This window comes from Pseudomonas sp. SbOxS1 (assembly GCF_013416725.1).
Taxonomy (GTDB): Bacteria; Pseudomonadota; Gammaproteobacteria; order Pseudomonadales; family Pseudomonadaceae; genus Aquipseudomonas.
Window position 1 is genome coordinate 713188 of sequence record NZ_JAAVXC010000004.1, and the last position, 21910, is coordinate 735097.

Here is a 21910-nt window from a genome sequence, read left to right on the forward strand (position 1 = left end):
TGCTCCTCAATTTTTATATGGATAACGTCAGATTCGCCTCGTGGGGCCAATCTCAAAAATAGGGTCGTGACCGCCCAAACGGCCAAAGGCTGCTCAAGATACACAGCAGGCTGCGCCCACACAAGCCGCCAAAAGTCGGAGAAACCGCTGCCTGTGATGACCGCGCAACCCGGTTCCCCAAGTCGCAACCCCTACATTAACTGTCGCCTGGCAGCACTTTCGCACCTGCCATTGAACCGCATCCGGCGCCCACGCCGGATGCCCAAAAGCACGACAAAAATCCTCAGCCGGTGTTGCGCAAACCGGCGGCAATCCCCGCCACAGACACCAGCAACGCCTGTTCTACCGGGCTGTCCTGCGCCACATCCGGTTGCCGCGATCGTGCCAGCAACTCGGCCTGCAATAGATGAAGCGGGTCGAGGTAAGTGTTGCGCAAACGGATGAATTCAAGGGTGGCCGGGCTATGAGCCAGCAGCTGTGACTGACCGGTCAGCCCGAGAACGATGGCGCATGCCTGCGACAATAGGTCGCGTAAGTGCGCACCCAAAGGTAGCAAGTCCGGTTCGACCAGACGCTCGTCGTAAGACCGGGCAATATCCGCGTCAGCCTTGGCCAGGACCATCTCCAGCATGTCGATGCGGGTGCGGAAAAACGGCCATTGCTCGCGCATCTGCTGCAGCAGTTCGCCTTCACCACGCTCCAGCGCCTTGCTCAGGGCCGCTTCCCAGCCCAGCCATGCCGGCAGCATCAGGCGTGTCTGGGTCCAGCCGAAGATCCACGGGATGGCGCGCAGGCTTTCGATCCCGCCGGCACGACGCTTGGCCGGGCGACTGCCCAGCGGCAGGCGTCCCAGTTCCTGTTCCGGCGTGGACTGGCGGAAATATTCCACGAACTGTGGATTTTCCCGCACCACGGCACGGTAGGCACTGACCCCATCGGCGGCCAGTTCGTCCATCAAGTGGCGCCACTGCGGCGTTGGGGGTGGTGGTGGCAGCAAGGTCGCTTCGAGCACCGCAGCCAGGTACAGATTGAGGTTCTGCTCGGCGATGTCCGGTAGGCCGAATTTGAAACGAATCATTTCTCCCTGCTCGGTGGTGCGGAAACGTCCGGCGACCGAACCCGGCGGCTGCGACAGGATCGCCGCGTGAGCCGGGCCGCCCCCCCGCCCCACGGTGCCACCGCGACCATGGAACAACAGCAGTTCCACGTCATGTGAGCGGCAGATATCCACCAGTTGCTCCTGTGCCCGGTACTGGGCCCAGGCGGCGGCCGTGGTCCCTGCGTCCTTGGCCGAGTCGGAATAACCGATCATGACCTCCTGCGGGCCTTGCAGGCGCGAGCGATAGCCCGGCAGCAACAAGAGCTTCTCGATCACCGGGCCGGCGTTGTCGAGGTCGGCGAGGGTTTCGAACAGCGGCACCACGCGCATCGGCCGCAATACCCCGGACTCCTTGAGCAGCAGTTGCACGGCCAGCACATCGGAAGCGGCACCGGCCATGGAAATCACGTAGGAGCCCAGCGACGCCCCTGGCGCGGCAGCGATTTCCCGGCAGGTCGCCAGCACTTCGGCGGTGTCGGCCGAGGGCTTGTAGTGCGGTGGCAGCAATGGCCTACGGTTGTTCTGTTCGCGCGTCAGGAAGGTAATGCGCTCTTCTTCGCTCCAGTCTTCGTAGCGACCGAGGCCCAGGTAATCGGTGATTTCGGTCATGGCCGCGGTATGGCGCGACGAGTCCTGACGCACATCGAGGCGCACCAGGAACAGGCCGAAGGTTACAGCCCGGCGCAGGCAATCAAGTAACGGACCGTCGGCGATCACGCCCATGCCGCACTCATGCAGCGAGTGGTAGCACAGCTCCAGCGGGTCGAGCAGTTCGCGGTTGTTTTGCAACACATCGGCCGATGCAGGCGTTGGCGTCGACAACGCGGTGTGCGCCCAGTTTCTCGTCGCACGCAGGCGTTCGCGCAGTTGCTTGAGCACCGCGCGATAGGGTTCGGCGCTGTCGCCAGCCTTGGCCTTCAACGCTTCACTGGCCTGCTGCATCGACAACTCGGCAGCGAGGTGATCGACATCGCGCAGGTACAAATCGGCCGCCATCCAGCGCGCCAGCAGCAGCACTTCACGGGTCACCGCCGCCGTCACGTTCGGGTTGCCATCTCGGTCGCCGCCCATCCACGAGGCAAAGCGGATCGGTGCTGCCTGCAGTGGCAAACGCAGGCCGGTGGCGGCGTGCAGGGCCTGATCGGCCTTGCGCAGGTAATTGGGGATCGCTTGCCACAGCGAATGCTCGATCACCGCGAAGCCCCATTTGGCTTCGTCGACCGGCGTCGGGCGCGTGCGGCGGATTTCTTCGGTGTGCCAGGCTTCGGCGATCAGGCGTTGCAACGTCGACTTGATTTGCTCGCGCTCGGCGCCGGTCAGGTCGCGATGGTCCTGGGCCGCCAGTTGCGCGGCGATGGCGTCGTACTTCTGGATCAGCGTGCGGCGCGCGACTTCGGTCGGGTGCGCCGTGAGCACCAGCTCGATTTCCAGCCGTCCCAGCTGACGGGCCAGGGACTCGGCGCCATGACCTTCGGCGCGTAGGCGAGCGAGCAACTCTGGCAGCACCCGCGCCTCGAATGGCGCGGCCTGGGATTCTTCGCGACGGTGAATCAGCTGGTATTGCTCGGCGATGTTGGCCAGGTTGAGAAACTGATTGAACGCCCGCGCCACCGGCAGCAGTTCGTCCTCCGTCAACTGGTTGAGGCTGGCACTCAGCTCGGCGTCCATGGAGCCGCGACGGTCAGCCTTGGCGCCCTTGCGGATCTGCTCGATCTTGTCGAGAAAGCCGTCCCCGTACTGTTCACGAATGGTGTTGCCCAACAACTCACCGAGCAGGTGAACGTCTTCGCGCAAGCGTGCATCAATATCGGTCATCAACAGTTCTCCAGCGAAAAATCCGGTCGACCAGGAGCCTTAAGAGTGCCGCTCCAGACCGGTTCTTACAAGCAAGACGACGAAGGGACTGTAAACCTTTGCCGTTGAAGCTAGTCTCATCAGTAAGCCGTTCAACGGCTGTCGCCGGCGCCTGCCGGACATTCCCCGCCTGCCAGGAGCAGGAGCGCAATGAGGTCATTATGAAAATCCGTGAGCTTGCCAACCACTGGGAAGAAAACGCCAAAGGTCGCCTGACCGACACAGGCTATTCGATTCATCTGGACGTGGAGGCTGCCGCACGGCTTGCGGCGATCATCGAGATGTACCCCAAGCGGCATCCCGAAGAACTGCTGGGCGAACTGATCGGGGCCGCCCTGGAAGAACTGGAAAAAAGCTTCCCCTATGTAAAAGGTACGACCGTCGTGGCCACTGACGAGGAAGGCGATCCGCTGTACGAAGACATCGGCCCTACCCCACGTTTTCTCGCCTTGTCCCGTCGTCACCTGCACGACTTGTCGGCGGCTGACGACAAGCAGAAACACTGATTTCTCCCCCGATCCCTTGTGGGAGCGAGCCTGCTCGCGATGGACTTCAAGACGCCGCGTTCATTCAGCAGTAACGCGTTTTCGTTAACGACCATCGCCAGCAGGCTCGCTCCCACAATCGTCAATTCCTCGCTCTAGCGCCCCCAGTTCACTGCATCCAAGTTTTTTCGGTAGCAGGCTAATTTCTCTGAACTTTCAAAAAACGCCTCGGGTCAACCCAGTAACCACGCCTGGGACGGCCGTTTCAAAACGCCTTGTGAAATACGGTTTCGGCTCCTTGCCCAGGATGGATGTTCACGTTGCTCAGGAGTTAGCCCAATGGAGTTGAAAACGATGAAAACCCGAACTGGCAAATCCTCTTCCCTGCACAGCCTGAAAATGACGGCCCTGGCCATCGGCTCCGGCCTAATGCTGGCCGGTTGCGCCAGTAACCCGCCCACCGAGCAGTTCGCCGTCACCGAGTCAGCAGTCAACAATGCCGTCAGCGCCGGTGGTACCGAGTTTGCCGCGGTGGAAATGAAGGCGGCGCAGGACAAGCTCAAGCAAGCCGAAATCGCCATGCACGACAAAAAGTACGATCAAGCCAAGACCCTGGCTGAACAGGCTGAGTGGGACGCTCGCGTGGCCGAGCGCAAAGCCCAGGCGATGAAAGCCGAACAGTCTGTGAAGGACTCTCAGAAAGGGGTTCAGGAACTGCGTCAGGAAAGCCAGCGCACCGTTCAGTAAAGGCGCGGCACGACGTATTTCTTACTCTATTAAAAGGACGAAACCATGAATTACAAACAAGTGATGATCCCTGCCCTGCTGGCCGCCAGCGTTGCTTTGGCCGCATGCTCCACACCACCGAACGCCAACCTGGAACAGGCCCGCACCAATTATTCCGGCCTGCAAGCCAACCCACAGGCAAGCAAAGTCGCGGCGTTGGAAACCAAGGAAGCCAGCGATTACCTGGACAAGGCCGACAAGGCCTACCTGGACAAGGAAGACCAGGCCAAGGTCGACCAGTTGGCCTACCTGACCAACCAGCGTGTGGAAGTGGCGAAACAGACCATCGCCCTGCGCACCGCCGAAGCCAACCTGAAAAACGCTTCCGCACAACGGGCCCAGGCACGTCTGGACGCCCGCGATGCGCAGATCAAGCAGCTGCAGGACAGCCTCAACGCCCGGCAGACAGATCGCGGCACGCTGGTGACCTTCGGTGATGTGCTGTTCGCCACCGACAAGGCCGAGCTGAAATCCAACGGCCTGATGAACATCAACAAACTGGCGCAGTACCTCCAGGAAAACCCGGACCGCAAAGTGATTGTCGAGGGTTACACCGACAGCACCGGTACCGCGTCGCACAACCAGTCGTTGTCGGAACGTCGCGCCAGCTCCGTGCGCACGGCACTGGTGAAGATGGGCGTCGATCCAACACGCATCGTCGCCCAGGGTTACGGCAAGGAGTATCCGGTCGCGGATAACACCAGCGTTTCGGGTCGGGCCCAGAACCGTCGGGTGGAAGTGACCATTTCCAATGACAACCAGCCGGTGATTCCGCGTTCGGCTGTCAGCGCCAATACCCAGTAAGCCGTCGTTACACAAAACCCTGTGGGAGCCAGCCTGCTGGCGATAGCGGTGTACCAATCAACATCAATGTTGAATGTTCAACCGCCATCGCCAGCAGGCTGGCTCCCACATGATCTCGGTTTATTGCTCAAGCTTCTGCGGGGTTTCCTGGCCCATGCAACGCACGGCCTTTTTCTTGCTGTTGACCAGAACACCGGTCAGGCCTTTCTGCTCAGTATCAAACAGCACCAACACGCCATCAATGCACTGCGCCACTTGCGCCGCCGGTCCCAGGGAGACTTTGTAGTCTTCGCCCGGCACGGTCTTGAGCATGGTGAATTCGTTGAGCAGCAACGCATCCTCTGGCTTGGCGAAGTGCAGGTAGCCGTACCACCACAGGGCCCCGACGGTGCCGAGGATGCTGCAGATACCGGTGATGATCAGCGGGATGGCGTTACGTTCTTCACTCATTGCGGGCTCTCTGGTGGTTCATCTTCAGAATGTTCGGGCGCCGGGTAATTGGGGATTTCACCCAGGCGGCGCAGACCGTTGAAATGCTGCGGGTCATCGAGATAACGCAGCATGACTTTGCGCCAGACCGGGTCGGCGAATGTCTGCACGTGACCGCCACGGGTCAGTTGCAGCACCTTGGGCGGCGGCGCAGCTTGATACAGAAGGATGCCGTTGGAAAGAGGCACGAGCGGATCGTCGATGCTGTGGTAGATCAGCTTCGGCACGCCATTGAGTTGAGGCATGGAGTTGATCGCACTGTCGCCATCGGGCACCAGCCAGGACAGCGGCACCTGGAATGCCCAAAACACCCATGAATTGCTCAGCGCGTAGCGGCCGACACTGCGGTAGCTGGCGGGTACGCCATCGAGCACAACCGCCTTGAGCTGTTTTTGCCGCTCGGGGTGTTGAACGAGGTAGTGGACAGCCATCGAACCGCCAAGGCTTTGGCCCAGCAGGATCAGCGGCTTGCCCTGGACCTCGGGGGCCTGGTCGAGCCATTTGAACGCGGCGTCGATGTCCTGGTAGATCGCCGGCAAGCTCGGCTCGCCCTCGGACAAGCCGTAGCCGCGATAATCCACCAGCAGCACCTGGTAACCCTGTTTAGGCAGCCACCAACTCCCGCCCAAGTGCATGGGCAGGTTGCCGCCGTTGCCGTGCAGGTGCAGCACGGTGCCTTTGACCTCGACGCCTTTTTTAGCCGGCAGCCACCAAGCGTGCAGCTTGAGGCCATCGGCGGTGGTCAGGGTGACATCGCGGTATTCGAGGTGGGCTTTTTCGGGAGTGAACAACTGGCCGGGTTCGGGGTAGAACAGCAGGGAGCTGCAACCGTTCAGGGCCAGGAGAAGGCAGAGGATGCCGAGGAGTCTCATCCGGTGAAACCTCAATGTGGGTGATCGTTCCCATGCGCAGCAAAGGAATGCATAACGTGACGCTCCGCGTCACAGTGGACGCGGAGCGTCCATGGCGGCATTCCACGCAGAGCGTGGGAACGATCTAATCAAAGGATGTTGGAGTAATCCGCCTCGATCCGGTCCAGGCTCAGGTGGTTGAGGAAGTTGGAGAAGCACATCCACGCCGACAACGCGTTCATGTCGCGGAACTGTTCCGGCAGGTACTTGGGCGGTACTACCAGGCCTTCATCCACCAACTGGCGCAAGGTGCGCATGTCTTCCAGGGTGGTCTTGCCGCAGAACAACAGCGGGATCTGCTCCAGCTTGCCTTTGCGCACCGCCAACTGAATGTAGTTGTAAATCATGATGAAGCCCTTGAGGTAGGACAAGTCTTTGGTAAAGGGCAGACCTGTCGGCACCGAGCCGCGGAAAACGCGGCTGGCGTTGCTGTAGCTCTCGGGCATCTCGAAGCCTTGCTCGCGGAAGAACTCGAACACCTGCAGGAAATCCGCGCCCTCCTCAACCATGTGAATGGCCCGCGTGCGGTTGGTCAGCTTGCGCAGGCGGCTCGGGTAGGAGGCAAAGGTGATGATTTCCATCAGGATCGCCAGACCTTCCTGGGTCACCGTCGACGAGGGCGGGCCCTTGGACAGGAAGGTGCAGATAGGCTGGTTCAAACCGTTGAGGGTGGTGCCGACGTGCACCAGGCCTTCATGGACTTCCAGCGCCCGCACGTCACGATCGTTGAACATCGCGTCGGCGCGGATCTTGATGTAGTCGGCGCCCGCCGCCGCATCGGCGACGATGCCGTCGGACTCGAACACCCGAATGGTTTCCTCGGCTTCGCCGAACACCTTGTTCAGGCGGTGTTGCAGCAGGCTGACGGCATCCTTGGCGGTCAACGTCTTCGGTTCATCCTTGAGATCGCCACGACCGTCGATGTTGTTCAGGTATTCGGACAGCATCATGCCCAGGTCGGACAGGGTCGGGTCGCCGGCGTGGAAGGCGTCGGAGGCGGCGCCATACAACTCCTGGGAAATCAGGCCGAAATCCTCGGTGCCGCGCGCTTCGAGCATGCGCACCACCATCCGGTATTCCTTGCACATGCGGCGCATGATCTGCCCGACCGGGTTGAACTGGCCGAGCTGGCGGGTGATGTCACGCTCGATGTTCTGGAATTCCAGCTTGACCTTGCTGGAATCGAAGGCCAGCGGGCGGTTGAGGTAGTAGTCACGGTCTACCGCGGGCATTTCCTTGCCCTTGGCCTTGAGGAAACCCTTGCGGATGTTATCGTCCCACTTCACCGCATCGAGGACGCGAATCGGCGTCTGCGCCAGCACAATGCGATCAGACAAAATGCGTATCGACTGCTGGTAATCGTCCACCCGGAACTCCTGTTGAAACCTGTTGATTATTGGGCCTTGGCCTGGCGCTGGTAGCGAACCGCTTCGACGAATACATCGGAGTTGGCGGGATCGTCGAGGTATGCCGCTACCTGGTCCATGTTGCTGTCGATCAACACACCCTCGCCGTCGTCGGTCTGGATGCCTTCGCCACTGAGAATTTTCTGCCCAAGCGCCTGCCTGATCTGCTCGAGGTCGAGGTTGTACACCACCAGTTCACGCTTGTCGGTGAGTTCGAACCCGGCAATGGTGAAATGCCCACCGAATTGGGCAGGCACTTTCGCCGAGAGGTACCAGCGGCTACCGTGGTGGGACAGGGTGAAGGGGTAGGCTTCACGCTCCCTGGGCCTGGCCTTGAAGTAGCTCACCGCCTGATAGCGATTGTCGCCGATGCGCGTCAGCTCCAGGTTCAGCGGCTCACCCCAGGCGTTGGTGCTGCTCCATTTGCCGAGCAACCCTTTAGGTGCCGGCTCACTGGTGGGCAGCGGCTCCTTGAAGGTCACCAGGCAGCCGCTGAGCAGCAGGAACGACAAGGCGATCACTACGGCACGCCAAACTCTCATTCAACACTCCCTATCGACACACGATCCGCTCAAGTGACCACTGCCCCTGTGGGAGCGAGCCTGCTCGCGATAGCAGTGTGTCAGGCGACATAAATGTCGAATATTAAACCGCTATCGCGAGCAGGCTCACTCCTACAGGGAACATCACCCATAAGGAATTAAACCGAAGCCAGCACCAAGTGCATGTAACGCTTCAATATGCCGAGCATTTCCTCTTCAGCGTCCGGCTCGGCGTCGTTGAGCAGGCCCTGATATTCCATCCGTCCGATTATCGCCGTCAACACTTTGGCATCCTGTTGTGGCTCGCGAGAGCCCAGCACCTGGAACAGCTGGCAGGAGCCCTGCAACAGGATTTGCTGATGGGAGCGCACCAGTTCGGCCAGGCGCGGGTTCAACAGCGCTTCCTGGCGGAACGCCTGCTCGGCCATCAGGTGCTCACGACGGGTGATCAGTTGCCGGTGAACGTAGTCGGTCATCAACCGCGCAATATCGTCCGCCAGTTTTGATCGAGCCTGCGCACTGCCGTCGCCACGGGCGATCATGTCGCGCAGCAGGCCCTCGTTGTTCACCCACAGCTTGGCCATGTAGGCCGCGCTGCGCTCTACGTATTGGGCGAAGGTATCGGTGAGCAGGTCATCGATATCCTTGAAATAGTAAGTGGTCGCCGATAACGGCACTTGCGCCTCGGCAGCCACCGCACGGTGCCGCACAGCCCGCACACCATCACGCACGACGATGCGCATCGCGGCATCGAGAATGTCCTGTCGACGCTGCTCGCTGCCCTGCCGGCTGGCCTTGCGGCCCTGGTACTGAACACTTTCAGCGACCGCAGTGGCGATACCCGCTGCACCTTCTTGAGCCATTGCACGATTCACGACAGGTCTTTCCTCTCAGATGAAAGTAACAAGTTGATACGTTTGTACCAGACAGGCAATAAAAAGCCGCCTGAAAAGGCGGCTTTTTAATTGAAACACTTACGCTTGCGGCCGCATGTGCGGGAACAGGATCACGTCGCGGATCGACGGGGAGTTGGTCAGCAGCATCACCAGGCGGTCGATGCCGATGCCTTCACCCGCCGTCGGCGGCATGCCGTACTCCAGCGCGCGAACGAAGTCGGCGTCGTAGTGCATGGCTTCGTCGTCGCCAGCGTCCTTGTCGGCCACCTGGGCCATGAAACGCTCGGCCTGGTCTTCCGCGTCGTTCAACTCGGAGTAGGCGTTGGCGATTTCGCGACCACCGATGAACAGCTCGAAACGGTCGGTGACGTTCGGGTTCTCGTCGTTGCGACGGGCCAGCGGCGACACTTCGAACGGGTACTGGGTGATGAAGTGCGGCTGTTCCAGCTTGTGCTCGACCAGCTCTTCGAAAATCATCACCTGCAGCTTGCCCAGGCCTTCGAAGCCCAGCACCTTGGCGCCGGCTTTCTTGGCAATGTCACGGGCCTTGTCGATGTCGTTCAGGTCGTCAGCGGTCAGCTCAGGGTTGTACTTGAGGATCGAGTCGAACACCGACAGACGCACGAACGGCTCGCCGAAGTGGAACACCTTGTCGCCGTACGGCACGTCGGTGCTGCCCAGGACCAGCTGCGCCAGCTCGCGGAACAGTTCTTCGGTCAGGTCCATGTTGTCTTCGTAGTCGGCGTAGGCCTGGTAGAACTCCAACATGGTGAATTCAGGGTTGTGACGAGTCGAGACGCCTTCGTTACGGAAGTTGCGGTTGATCTCGAAAACCTTTTCAAAACCACCAACCACCAGACGCTTCAGATACAGCTCAGGCGCAATACGCAGGAACATTTCCATATCCAGCGCGTTGTGGTGGGTTTCGAACGGCTTGGCCGCAGCGCCGCCAGGAATGGTCTGCAGCATCGGCGTTTCCACTTCCAGGAAGTCGCGCTTCATCAGGAAGCTGCGGATGTGCGCAATCACTTGCGAACGCACGCGGAACGTCTGGCGCACGTCTTCGTTGACGATCAGGTCAACGTAGCGCTGGCGGTAGCGCTGCTCGGTGTCAGTCAGGCCGTGGTGCTTGTCCGGCAGCGGGCGCAGGGATTTGGTCAGCAGGCGCACGTTGGTCATTTCAACGTACAGGTCACCTTTGCCGGAACGGGCCAGGGTGCCTTCGGCGGCAATGATGTCGCCCATGTCCCAGGTTTTCACCGCGGCCAGGGTGTCTTCGGACAGGGTCTTGCGGTTGACATAGACCTGGATGCGCCCGGTCATGTCCTGGATCACCATGAACGAGCCACGGTTGAGCATGATGCGACCGGCAACCTTGACCGGAATTGCAGCCTCTGCCAGCTCTTCCTTGGTCTTGTCCGCGTATTGCTTCTGCAAGTCCTGGCAGTAGTTTTCGCGGCGGAAGTCGTTAGGGAAGGCATTGCCCTTGGCGCGCTCGGCAGCAAGCTTTTCCTTGCGCAGGGCGATCAGGGAGTTTTCTTCCTGTTGCAGGGCTTGCGGGTCGAGTTCTAGGTCGCTCATGTCTTTAAATATTCCATCTGGTTCGTTGTCCCCGGCCTGCGGCCGGGGATCGCCGGCAAGCCGGCTCCTACAGTCTTTAGAGGCCTGATTTCAGGCTGGCTTCCAGGTATTCGTCGATATCACCGTCGAGCACCTTGTCGCAGTCGCTGCGTTCGATGTTGGTGCGCAGATCCTTGATCCGCGACGCATCGAGCACGTACGAGCGAATCTGGTGACCCCAGCCGATATCCGACTTGGTGTCTTCCAGCGCTTGCGACGCGGCGTTGCGTTTCTGCATTTCCTGCTCGTACAACTTGGCCCGCAGCATTTTCATGGCGGTGTCCTTGTTCGCGTGCTGGGAACGTTCGTTCTGGCAGCTGACCACGGTGTTGGTCGGTACGTGGGTGATACGTACGGCCGAGTCGGTGGTGTTTACGTGCTGGCCACCGGCACCGGAGGAACGATAGGTGTCGATCCGCAGGTCAGCCGGGTTGATCTCGATTTCCACCTTGTCGTCGATCTCTGGCGAGACGAAAACAGCGGAGAACGAGGTGTGGCGGCGGTTGCCGGAGTCAAACGGGCTCTTGCGCACCAGGCGGTGTACGCCGATCTCGGTACGCAGCCAGCCAAAGGCGTATTCGCCCTTGATGTGCACGGTCGCACCTTTGATACCAGCGACTTCACCGGCTGACAGTTCCATGATGGTCGCGTCAAAACCGCGTTTATCCGCCCAGCGCAGGTACATGCGCAGCAGGATGTTGGCCCAGTCCTGGGCCTCGGTGCCACCGGAACCGGCCTGGATGTCCAGGTAGGCGTTGTTCGGGTCCATTTCATGGCTGAACATGCGACGGAATTCAAGCTTGGCGAGGTTTTCCTCGAGACGGGCCAGCTCGGCGACGACATCGCCCACTGCGCCTTCGTCGTTTTCTTCGACGGCCATGTCCAGCAGGTCGCGGCAATCGGCCAGACCGGTGTTCAGTTCGTCGAGGGTCTCGACGATCTGCGCCAGGGCAGAGCGCTCGCGGCCCAGTTCCTGGGCGTATTCAGGTTTGTTCCAGACACTCGGATCTTCAAGCTCGCGATTGACTTCGGTCAGGCGCTCATGCTTTTGATCGTAGTCAAAGATACCCCCGAATAGTTTCGGAGCGCTCGGACAGGTCCTTGATGGTGTTAAGGATCGGGTTGATTTCCATGGCGGGCAGCACTCGTTGGCGAACTTTTGAAAGCCGGCGAGTATAACGGTAAACGGCCGTAAACGGCAGTCCGCTTGGCCGAAAAGGCCTGCCTACGCGATGCCCACCTGATTGCGCCCATTGTTCTTCGCCAGGTACAACCCCTTGTCCGCCGCCAGGATCAATTCACGGCAACTGCTACCGGCTGTCGGGATGACGGTCGACAGGCCGATGCTGATGGTCAGGCTCGATCCTTCGGTCGGGGCAATATGCGGGATCTTCAGCGCCGCCACGGTCATGCGCAGTTTTTCCGCCACCAGTCGCGCACCGCCCTGCGAGGTGTTGGGCAGTACCAGGGCGAATTCTTCGCCGCCGTAGCGGGCCGGCAGGTCGGAAGGCCGGGAGCTGGCGTCGCGGATTGCCGCGGCGACCTGGCGCAGGGCTTCGTCGCCTTCCAGGTGGCCGAAGGTGTCGTTATAGGTCTTGAAGTAGTCCACATCGATCATCAGCAACGACAATTGGCTCTGCTCACGTAGCGAGCGGCGCCATTCCAGCTCCAGGTATTCATCGAAATGCCGACGGTTCGACAGCCCGGTCAGGCCGTCGGAGTTCATCAGGCGTTGCAGCACCAGGTTGGTGTCGAGCAACTGCTGCTGGCTGACCCGCAAGGCGCGATACGCCGCATCACGCTGCAGCAACGTCATGTAGGAGCGCGAGTGATAGCGAATGCGCGCCACCAGCTCGATGTTGTCCGGCAGCTTGACCAGGTAATCATTGGCCCCGGCCGCGAACGCCGCGCTCTTGATCAGCGGATCTTCCTTGGTCGACAGGACGATGATCGGAATGTCCTTGGTCGCCGGGTGGTTGCGGTATTCGCGCACCAGGCTCAGGCCGTCCAGGCCGGGCATGACCAGGTCCTGCAGGATCACCGTCGGCTTGATGCGCACCGCATGGGCAATGGCCTGGTGCGGGTCGGCGCAAAAGTGGAAGTCGATGTTGTCTTCGTTCGACAAACCGCGTCGTACTGCCTCGCCGATCATGGCCTGATCGTCCACCAACAGCACCATGGCGGCGTTTTCGTCAGTCTTGAAGTCGTCGAGCTGTAAATCATTCATGTGCGTTCACCTGATACTACTTGGGCCAGGATTGCGGTTGAGAGGGTCATTTGGGGAATATCTCCAGCAATCGTGGCGCTATCTTTTCCAGCGGGCGTATTTCCACGGCGGCATCGATGGCCGCTGCCGCCTTCGGCATGCCATACACCGCACTGCTTTGCTGGTCTTGTGCGATGGTCAGGTAGCCCTGCTGGCGCATGAGTTTAAGCCCTTGCGCGCCATCACGCCCCATGCCGGTCAACAAAACGCCGACCGCATCGCCATTCCAGTAACTGGCCACGCTCTCGAAAAACACATCGATAGAGGGCCTGTAGATCTCGTTGACCGGTTCGGCCGTGTAGGCCAGCGTGCCGTTTTTCAACAAACGAATATGGTGGTTGGTGCCCGCCAGCAGCACGGTACCGCTTTGCGGCGGTTCGCCCTCCTGGGCCAGGCGCACCTTCAGGCCGCTGGCGCTGCCGAGCCATTCGGCCATGCCGGCGGCGAATACCTGGTCAACGTGTTGCACCAGCACAATGGCCGGGGAAAAGTCCCGGGGCAGCCCCTTGAGCAGGAGTTCCAGCGCTGCCGGCCCGCCAGCGGACGAACCGATGGCGATCAGGCTCTGGCGTGAGCCCGAGCTGCGCGTCGGGTTCGGTGTCGAGCGCTCCCGATTGCCCTTATCGCCGATCAGCCAACCAATGTTCATGATCTTGCGCAACAGCGGTGCCGCCGCTTCCTGGGCATTGCCCGCGCCGAGGGCCGGCGTGTCGACCACATCCAGGGCGCCATGGCCCATGGCCTCGAACACCCGGTGCACGTTCTGCTGGCGATCGACGGTGACGATGACGATCGCGCAGGGCGTTTCCGCCATGATGCGCCGGGTGGCCTCCACACCGTCCATCACTGGCATGATCAAATCCATCAGGATCAGGTCTGGCGTCTGTTCGGCACACTTTTGCACCGCTTCTTTGCCATTGCCCGCTACCCAGATCACCTGGTGTGCCGGCTCGAAAGCCAATGCCCGGCGCAAGGCCTCCACGGCCATCGGCATGTCGTTGACGATTGCTATCTTCATGCCCGTGCTCCTCCAATGAGCTCAACCACTGCATCGAGCAGGGCGTCGTCGTGAAAACTGGCTTTGGCTAGATAATAGTCGGCCCCGGCGTCCAGTCCACGACGCCGGTCTTCTTCACGATCCTTGTAGGACACCACCATCACCGGCAGCGATTGCAGGCGATTGTCCCGGCGCAACAATGACACCAGCTCGATGCCGTCCATGCGCGGCATGTCGATGTCGGTGATCAGCAGGTCGAAATCCTCCGAGCGCAAGGCGTTCCAGCCGTCCATGCCATCGACCGCCACGGCCACGTCATAACCCCGATTGAGCAACAACTTGCGCTGCAGCTCTCGCACGGTCAGGGAGTCGTCGACCACAAGGACCCGCTTGCGGGGCGCTTCGACGGCCTGGTTGCTGTGGCGCGCAATGCGCTCCAGGCGCCCGGTATTGAGCAATTTGTCGACCGAGCGCAGCATGTCTTCGACGTCGACGATCAACACCACCGAACCGTCGTCGAGCAGCGCCCCGGCGGAAATGTCCTGGACCTTGCCCAGGCGCTCATCCAGGGGCAGCACGACCAAGGTTCGCTCGCCGATAAAGCGCTCGACCGCAACGCCGTAAATTGCGTCGCGCTCACGGATCACCACGACTTTCAAGGTTGACTGGCTGCCCTGGCTCGCCGGACGCTGCAGCAATTGGCTGGCGGCGACCAGCCCGACATGCCGGCCTTCATGCCAGAAATGCTGGCGGCCCTCGACCTGAACGATATCCGCAGGTTCCAGATCGCACATGCGTTCGATGTGGGCCAACGGGAAGGCATAGGCCTCGCCGCCGACGTCCACCACCAGGCTGCGCACCACCGAAAGGGTCAGTGGCACCTCGAGATGGAAGCGACTGCCCTCGCCCGCCGTCTGCTCCAGCACCACCGCGCCACGCAACTGGCGGACCATGTGCTGCACCGCATCCAGGCCGACGCCGCGCCCGGAGACTTCGGTGACCGTGTCGCGCAGGCTGAAGCCGGGCAGGAACAGGAAGGTCAGCAGTTCCTCTTCACTCAATTGCGCGGCGGTATCGGCCGGGGACAATTGGCGTTCAACGATACTGCGACGGACCTTTTCCAGATCGACACCGTTACCGTCATCGCTCAGCTGCAGCACCAGCAACCCGGCCTGATGGGACGCGCGCAGCCGAATCAGGCCCTCCGCCGGTTTGCCCGCCAACAGCCGTTGTTCCGGGGTTTCGATACCGTGATCGACTGCATTGCGCAACAGGTGCGTCAGTGGCGCTTCGAGCTTTTCCAATACGTCGCGATCGACCTGGGTCTTTTCGCCCTCGATCTCCAGCCGCACTTGCTTGCCGAGGCTACGGCCGAGGTCGCGGACCATCCGCACCTGACCCGTCAACACATCGGCGAACGGCCGCATGCGACACGCCAGGGCGGTGTCGTACAACACCTGCGCGCGCTGGCTGGCCTGCCAGGCGAATTCATCCAGTTCGGCGTTTTTTTCCACCAGCAACTGCTGGGACTCCGCCAGGAGCCGGCGTGCATCCTCGAGGGCTTCCCGGGCTTCGAGGCTCAGGGCTTGGTCCTTGAGATGCACGTTGAGATTTTCCAGCGCCCGCAGGCTGTTGCCCTGCATGCGCTTGAGCCGCTGCATGGTGGCCAGGTGCGGTTTGAGCCGCAGGGTTTCCACCAGGGACTTGCTCGACAGATCGAGCAGGCTGTTCAAGCGCTCGGCGGTGACCCGCAGCACGCGCTCGCCGTTTTCGGTGGTGCGCCTGGATTTTTTCGGCGAAACCGCCAGCGGTTCGACGGGCGCCGCCGGCTCCTCGATCGCGGGTGCGGGCGCTTCAAGCTGCAGCGCTGCCATCACCGGTTCGGCGGGTGCCATGCTCGGTACCGCGGCCGCCATCGGATCGAGCAAGCGCCCCATCAATGCGACATACGCTTCGATGTCCGCAGGCCCCGGCGCACTGTTTGGTGTCGCGATGCGCATCAGCAGGTCGGTGCCTTGCAGCAATGCATCAATGTGTTCCGGACGCAGGTACAGGCGACCTTCCTGGGCACTGACCAGGCAATCCTCCATGACATGGGCGACGCTGACGCCGGCATCGACGCCGACGATCCGGGCCGCGCCTTTGAGCGAATGCGCTGCACGCATGCACGATTCGAGATGATCCGCCTGGGTCGGATCACGCTCCAGCGCCAACAGGCCTGTGCTGAGCACCTGGGTCTGGGCCTCGGCTTCCAGGCTGAACAGCTCCAGCAAAGAGGAGTCGCGCATTTGCTCGGGGGTCATGTGAGGCTCCGGGTCACGGCGGACATCAACTGCTCTTCATCCAGCCAGCGCAGGCTGCGACCTTTGAATTGCAGCACGCCACGGGTGTATTTGCCGCTGGCCTGTGCGCCAGAGCGGGACGCCGCCTCGAGGATGCGTTCGTCGATGGCATGAATCCCGTCCACTTCGTCTACCGGTACCACCACCGGACCGCCGTGGGCGGCGATGATCAGCATACGCGGCATGACCCGTACGCCTGCGGCCACGCTGCTGGCGCTATCGAGCCCCAGCAACTCAACCAGAGACAGGCACGCCACCAGCGCGCCCCGCACATTCGCCACCCCGAGCAAAGCCCGGGAGCGTTGATGCGGCAATGAGTGAATGGTTTGCAACGGCGCCACTTCCACCAGGCTGCGAGTGGCCAGGCCCAGCCATTCTTCGCCGAGGCGGAACATCAGCAGCGAACGGGTTTTCACCTCGCTCTCGACGGCAACGGACGCTGACGCGCGGTCTTCCTGCTGCAACGCGTAACGATCCAGCAGCCGCGTGGCGGCCGCCGAATACACCGCGCAATTGCGGCAATGAATGTGTTCGGTCAGCAGCGGGCAGGACTTGTCGCCGTGAATACCAATGCGGTTCCAGCAGTCGTCGATGGCCTGGGCATCGTCATGGGTGACGCTCAAGGAGTCGGAGGCGATCATCGTTTACGCTCACTGTCGGCGGCGCGCTCGCTGCGGGCGGCGCGATCCTGCAATCGTCTGGCGCCTGCCGTATCACCCTGGGATTGCAGCAAGGCGGCCAGGTGCATCAACGCGTCGGCATGTTGCGGTTCAAGGTACAGCGCCTTGCGATAAAAACCCTGGGCTTCGAGGACGCTGCCGGCGACATCGCTGAGCAGTCCCAGCCAATAAAACACCTGGGCCACCGGTTCATGGTGACGTAGATAGTTGTCGCAGGCGGCACGGGCTTCGGCGCTTCTACCTTCGTTGGCCAGCGCGGCGACGTTGGCCAGCAGCGCGGCGGCGTCGGATTTGCTCGGTACAGCCGAGTGCGATGTCGGCGTAACGCTGGCAAACGGGCGCCGTGGAGTCGGCGCCGGCGCGATCCTGCGCACGGGTTGCGGCACCGGCAACGGTGTGGGTACGAATGTCGGTAGCGGCTCGGGCTCTGGCGCGCTATGGCGACTGAAGGCAAAGGATTGTGGGATGCCAATCGAGCGCATGCCCAGGCGCCCCAGCAGGCTACCCTCCGCCGGGCCGATAAACAGTACCCCATCAACATGGGTCAAGCGCTTGAGCACCTCGAAAACCTGTTTTTGCGTCGCCAGGTCGAAGTAGATCAGCAGATTGCGGCAGAACACGAAGTCATAGGGCGGCTCATTGGCAAGCAAGGCCGGATCGAGCAGATTGCCGACCTGCAGGCGCACTTGCTCCAGCACCCGGGCGCTGAGTCGATAGCCGTCATCTTCGGCGCTGAAATGGCGCTCGCGAAACGCGATGTCCTGACCGCGAAACGAATTTTTGCCATACAGCGCTCGCCGGGCTTTTTCCACCGACAACGGGCTGACGTCCATGCCTTCGACCTTGAACTGGTGCGGCTTGAGCCCGGCATCCAGCAGCGCCATGGCAATCGAATAAGGTTCTTCGCCGGTGGAGCACGGCAGGCTCAGGATTCGCAGGGCGCGCATGTTGTTGAGCTCGGCCAGGCGCGTGGTCGCCAGTTTCGCCAGGGTGGCGAAGGATTCCGGGTAACGGAAAAACCAGGTCTCCGGGACGATCACCGCTTCGATCAGCGCCTGCTGCTCGTCGCTGGAACCCTGCAAGGTGCGCCAGTACTCATCGGCCGTCTGCGCCTGGGACGCGGCACTGCGTTGACGCACTGCACGCTCGATGATCGCCGGGCCGACGGACGTCACGTCGAGGCCGATGCGCTCCTTGAGGAAATCGAAAAAACGCTGGTCGCTGCTCATTGCCACTGCTCCAGCGATGCCGGGTCCAGGGGTGGCGTGGGGTACAACAGCGCGCGCACCTGATCGTCCAGCAGATCGGCCACCCGCACCCATTGCAACAAACCCTGGGCATCTTCACGCACGGGCCCCAGGTACGGCGCCTGGGGGTTGTCCAGGCCATAGGGCTGAAAATCGGCCGGATTGCAACGCAAGGTGTCGGTAGCCCGTTCCAGAATCAACCCGAGCAATTGCGCCGGGGTGGTTGCATCCGGGCGGTAATGCACCAGCACCAGCCGGGTGCTGGTGCGCGCCTGCGCGGGCGTGCCAAAGGTCAATGCGCTGAGGTCGATGACCGGCACCACCGCGCCGCGATAGGCCAAAACCCCGGCGACCCAGTGCGGCGCCTGGGCAATCGGCTTCAATGGCAGAAGCGGCAGCACTTCCGCCACCTCGATCGCCTGCAAGGCATACCGCTCGTGACCGATGCGAAACACCAGGAACAACGCATGCGCCGCCTGCTTCACGGCAGTGCGCTTGGCCGTGAGTTCGCTCATCAGACTTTGAATCGCGAGACGCCGCTGCGCAGCCCTACGGCCACCTGGCTCAGCTCGTCGATGGCGAAACTGGCCTGGCGCAGGGATTCGACGGTCTGGCTGCTGGCATCACCCAATTGCACCAGAGCGTGGTTGATCTGCTCGGCACCGGTGGCCTGGGCCTGCATGCCTTCGTTGACCATCAACACCCGCGGCGCCAGCGCCTGGACCTGATGGATGATCTGCGACAACTGTTCGCCGACCTGCTGCACCTCGAACATGCCGCGGCGCACCTCCTCGGAGAACTTGTCCATGCCCATCACACCGGCCGACACTGCCGATTGAATCTCGCGCACCATCTGTTCGATGTCGTAGGTGGCGACGGCGGTCTGGTCTGCCAGGCGCCGGACTTCGGTGGCGACCACGGCAAAACCGCGACCGTATTCGCCGGCCTTTTCGGCTTCGATCGCCGCGTTGAGCGACAACAGGTTGGTCTGGTCGGCGACCTTGACGATGGTCACCACCACCTGGTTGATGTTGCCGGCCTTCTCGTTGAGGATCGCCAGCTTGGCATTGACCAGGTCGGCCGCGCCCATCACCGAATGCATGGTCTCTTCCATGCGCGCCAGGCCCTGCTGCCCGGAGCCGGCGGCCACCGAGGCCTGGTCGGCGGCGGTGGACACTTCGGTCATGGTGCGTACCAGGTCACGGGAGGTGGCGGCAATTTCCCGGGAAGTCGCGCCGATTTCAGTGGTGGTGGCCGCCGTTTCGGTGGCGGTGGCCTGCTGTTGCTTGGACGTCGCGGCGATCTCGGTGACCGATGTGGTCACTTGCACCGACGAGCGCTGGGCCTGGGACACCAGGGAGGTCAGCTCGGTCATCATGTCGTTGAAGCCGGTTTCCACGGCACCGAATTCGTCCTTGCGCTCAAGATTGAGACGCGAGCTCAGGTCGCCCGTGCGCATGATTTCGAGGATGCTCACGATACGATTCATCGGCGCCATGATGGCGCGCATCAACAGCAAGCCGCAGAGGCCGGCGGCCAATACGGCCAACACCAGGGAAATGCCCATGATGATCTTGGCGGTGAGCACCGCATCGTCGATGGCCGCTACATCCTGGTCTGCCACTGCTTTGTTGTGGCGTAGAATATCGCTGAGCTTCATTCGACCCGCTGTCCAGGCAGGGGTCAGCTCTTCGTTGAACATCCTGATGGCTTCGGCGTCCTGATTGCGTTTATGCAACTCGGTAACGGCGAGCAGGATCCGGTGGTAGTCCGCGTGGAATTTTTCAAACGCGGCATACTCGACCTTGTCTTCATCCGTCGTGACCGTCGCGCGATAAAGCTCCATCTGCTCTTGCAGGCGCGCGGAGAAGCCATTGAAGTCCGCCGCATCCTTGGCGGTGAAGCCCTGCCCCTGTTCCAGCCCCAGCATCTCCAGCATCCGCAGATAACTGTCGGACCAGGCGCCGCGAACCATGGAGCTGTAATACAAGCCCGGCAGCGCATCATCACGAACGCTGGCTTCGCTGGTCTCGATCTTCAACAACCGCGAATACGAGACGACCACCATCAGCAACATGATGGCGATAATTACCGCAAAGCTCGCCAAAATGCGTTGGCGCAACGTCCAGTTCTTCACAGTCAGTCCTCGAGGGCATTTCGAAATGCGGGGAGTATAGCCGAGGGCGCTGTTTCATTTATAAGACGGTTGCGCACCACTTCTCATCCCGCGGAAAAAAGCCGGGATGGGCTTTTGGGTGGGGATTTTCCGATATTGCTCGGGAGATGTGCCAGTGGCATTTGGCAGGAAAGGGACCGTGGATTGGCCATTGAGAAATTTGGTGTGGCTGAAATTGCCTTCGCGGGCAAGCCTCGCTCCTACGGGTTCACCGGATCCGTAGGAGCGTGGCTTGCCCGCGAAGGCGGCCTGAAGGCTTACATCGAAGCCTGGCGAACCTGCTTCTCCAGCTCAGCCTTCAACCCCGGTTCCAGCTTGAGTTGCCGCGCCAGTTCATCGAGGTAGGACTTCTCCATGAAGCTCTCCTCATCCACCAGCATCACACTGGCGATATACATTTCGGCAGCCATTTCCGGGGTCCTGGCGGCACGGGCGACATCGCTCGGATCCAGCGGTTTGTTCAGTTCGGCATGCAGCCAGTGTTGCAGCTCCTGATCGTTATCGAGCTTGCTGAACTCGCCTTCGATCAGCTCGCGTTCGCGCGCGTCGATATGCCCGTCGGCCTTGGCCGCGGCCACCAGGGCCTTGAGAATCGCCTGGCTGTGCTGCTCGACTTGCGCCGTCGGCAAGCGATCAAGGGTTTGCGGTTCGGTCCTCGGTGCGGTGCCCTGCTGGGCCTGCCAGTTGCCGTAGGCCTTGTAGGCAATGACGCCTAGCGCCGCGAGCCCGCCGTAAATGGCGACCTTGCCCCCGACCTTGCGCGCCTTCTTGTTACCCAGCAGAAGGCCCATGGCCCCGGCCGCCAGGGCACCGCCGCCCGCACCGGAGAGCAAGCTGCCGATGCCACTGTTCGTCCCCTTGCTCTGCGTCGCGCCGGTGTTTTTTTGCAACAAATCCTGGCCCGACTTGAGCAGCTGGTCGAGCAATCCACGGGTGATCATTTTCTGCCTCCACAAAAGGGTTCAACCGCACACTAAGGCCATCAGACTAGATCGAAAGTGCCCGGCGACTCCCGGCGGGTTTGCTTCCAGATGTTGCTGGGCGGCAGATTCCCGGTGGTGGTGATGCTCAGGGATAGGCCAGGGTTACCCGATAGTTTCCCGAAGTGATCGGTCTGGATGCAGCGTCCACCAACCTGTACTGCCCGTCATTGACCTGCAATCGGGCGGGGACGGCTGGTGAGTCGAGCGAACTGACCGTCACCACTGGCTCCATGTTTCGTGCACTGATCAGGTCCCCTTGAGAACTCCCCGGACAGCCACCCAATGCAAGTCCTTGGCCGGTAACGGAGACTTTGCATGGTGCCTCCA

Annotated in this window: 19 protein-coding genes; 3 read left to right on the forward strand and 16 right to left on the reverse strand. The window is 61.4% G+C overall.

Translation table 11 applies throughout. The features are described from left to right. Positions 1-283: 283 nt before the first annotated feature. On the reverse strand, positions 284-2914 hold the full coding sequence (gene ppc / locus HFK74_RS09615; protein ID WP_180203280.1) for a phosphoenolpyruvate carboxylase: 2631 nt from the start codon (positions 2912-2914) through the stop codon (positions 284-286). Between the two features lie 200 nt (positions 2915-3114). Between ppc and HFK74_RS09620 the strand changes: the two genes are divergently transcribed. The 3 genes from HFK74_RS09620 (at position 3115) to HFK74_RS09630 (ending at position 5028) form a co-directional block, all read left to right on the forward strand. Beyond that, positions 3115-3459, forward strand: a complete 345-nt coding sequence (locus HFK74_RS09620; RefSeq protein WP_008058751.1) for a hypothetical protein — start codon at positions 3115-3117, stop codon at positions 3457-3459. Between the two features lie 318 nt (positions 3460-3777). Then, the gene (locus HFK74_RS09625; protein WP_180203281.1) at positions 3778-4185 is read left to right on the forward strand and encodes a DUF4398 domain-containing protein; all 408 of its coding nucleotides are present in this window, start codon (positions 3778-3780) and stop codon (positions 4183-4185) included. 45 nt (positions 4186-4230) lie between these two features. After that, entirely contained in the window at positions 4231-5028 is a 798-nt protein-coding gene (locus tag HFK74_RS09630) for an OmpA family protein (RefSeq protein WP_180203282.1), read from the forward strand. 120 nt (positions 5029-5148) lie between these two features. Here HFK74_RS09630 and HFK74_RS09635 read toward each other — a convergent pair whose 3' ends face one another. The 15 genes from HFK74_RS09635 to HFK74_RS09705 form a co-directional block, all read right to left on the reverse strand. Then, entirely contained in the window at positions 5149-5478 is a 330-nt protein-coding gene (locus HFK74_RS09635) for a hypothetical protein (protein WP_180203283.1), read from the reverse strand. After that, positions 5475-6389: an alpha/beta hydrolase gene (locus HFK74_RS09640; protein WP_180203284.1), complete on the reverse strand. Its 915-nt coding sequence runs from the start codon at positions 6387-6389 to the stop codon at positions 5475-5477. Before HFK74_RS09640 ends, HFK74_RS09635 begins: the two co-directional genes overlap by 4 nt. A 128-nt stretch (positions 6390-6517) precedes the next feature. Further along, entirely contained in the window at positions 6518-7795 is a 1278-nt protein-coding gene (locus HFK74_RS09645) for a flavohemoglobin expression-modulating QEGLA motif protein (RefSeq protein ID WP_008058745.1), read from the reverse strand. 26 nt (positions 7796-7821) lie between these two features. Next, positions 7822-8376: a hypothetical protein gene (locus HFK74_RS09650; RefSeq protein WP_180203285.1), complete on the reverse strand. Its 555-nt coding sequence runs from the start codon at positions 8374-8376 to the stop codon at positions 7822-7824. Positions 8377-8534: 158 nt separating this feature from the next. Then, positions 8535-9251: a TetR family transcriptional regulator gene (locus HFK74_RS09655; protein ID WP_180203286.1), complete on the reverse strand. Its 717-nt coding sequence runs from the start codon at positions 9249-9251 to the stop codon at positions 8535-8537. 99 nt (positions 9252-9350) lie between these two features. Continuing rightward, a complete protein-coding gene (lysS, locus tag HFK74_RS09660) occupies positions 9351-10853 on the reverse strand; it encodes a lysine--tRNA ligase (RefSeq protein WP_180203287.1) in 1503 nt (500 codons plus the stop codon). Between the two features lie 76 nt (positions 10854-10929). Further along, a protein-coding gene (prfB, locus tag HFK74_RS09665) for a peptide chain release factor 2 (RefSeq protein WP_157295629.1) occupies positions 10930-12025 on the reverse strand; the annotation gives its coding sequence in 2 pieces (ribosomal slippage) (positions 10930-11952 and positions 11954-12025; 1095 coding nt in all). Positions 12026-12117: 92 nt separating this feature from the next. Beyond that, positions 12118-13119: a PleD family two-component system response regulator gene (locus HFK74_RS09670; protein ID WP_180203288.1), complete on the reverse strand. Its 1002-nt coding sequence runs from the start codon at positions 13117-13119 to the stop codon at positions 12118-12120. A 46-nt stretch (positions 13120-13165) separates the two neighbouring features. Then, the gene (locus HFK74_RS09675) at positions 13166-14176 is read right to left on the reverse strand and encodes a chemotaxis response regulator protein-glutamate methylesterase (protein WP_180203289.1); all 1011 of its coding nucleotides are present in this window, start codon (positions 14174-14176) and stop codon (positions 13166-13168) included. Next, positions 14173-16458: a hybrid sensor histidine kinase/response regulator gene (locus tag HFK74_RS09680; RefSeq protein ID WP_180203290.1), complete on the reverse strand. Its 2286-nt coding sequence runs from the start codon at positions 16456-16458 to the stop codon at positions 14173-14175. Before HFK74_RS09680 ends, HFK74_RS09675 begins: the two co-directional genes overlap by 4 nt. Beyond that, positions 16455-17138 (reverse strand): chemotaxis protein CheW, encoded by a 684-nt coding sequence (locus HFK74_RS09685; RefSeq protein ID WP_180203291.1) that lies wholly within the window; start codon positions 17136-17138, stop codon positions 16455-16457. The genes HFK74_RS09680 and HFK74_RS09685 overlap by 4 nt, the downstream gene beginning before the upstream one ends. After that, a complete protein-coding gene (locus HFK74_RS09690) occupies positions 17135-18406 on the reverse strand; it encodes a protein-glutamate O-methyltransferase CheR (protein ID WP_180203292.1) in 1272 nt (423 codons plus the stop codon). Before HFK74_RS09690 ends, HFK74_RS09685 begins: the two co-directional genes overlap by 4 nt. Then, positions 18403-18939 (reverse strand): chemotaxis protein CheW, encoded by a 537-nt coding sequence (locus HFK74_RS09695; protein WP_180203293.1) that lies wholly within the window; start codon positions 18937-18939, stop codon positions 18403-18405. The genes HFK74_RS09690 and HFK74_RS09695 overlap by 4 nt, the downstream gene beginning before the upstream one ends. Further along, entirely contained in the window at positions 18939-20561 is a 1623-nt protein-coding gene (locus HFK74_RS09700) for a methyl-accepting chemotaxis protein (RefSeq protein WP_180203294.1), read from the reverse strand. Before HFK74_RS09700 ends, HFK74_RS09695 begins: the two co-directional genes overlap by 1 nt. A gap of 296 nt (positions 20562-20857) precedes the next feature. Beyond that, positions 20858-21541 carry a tellurite resistance TerB family protein gene (locus tag HFK74_RS09705; protein WP_180203295.1) on the reverse strand — a complete coding sequence of 228 codons (684 nt, stop codon included), beginning with the start codon at positions 21539-21541 and terminating at the stop codon, positions 20858-20860. Between the last annotated feature and the right edge of the window lie 369 nt (positions 21542-21910).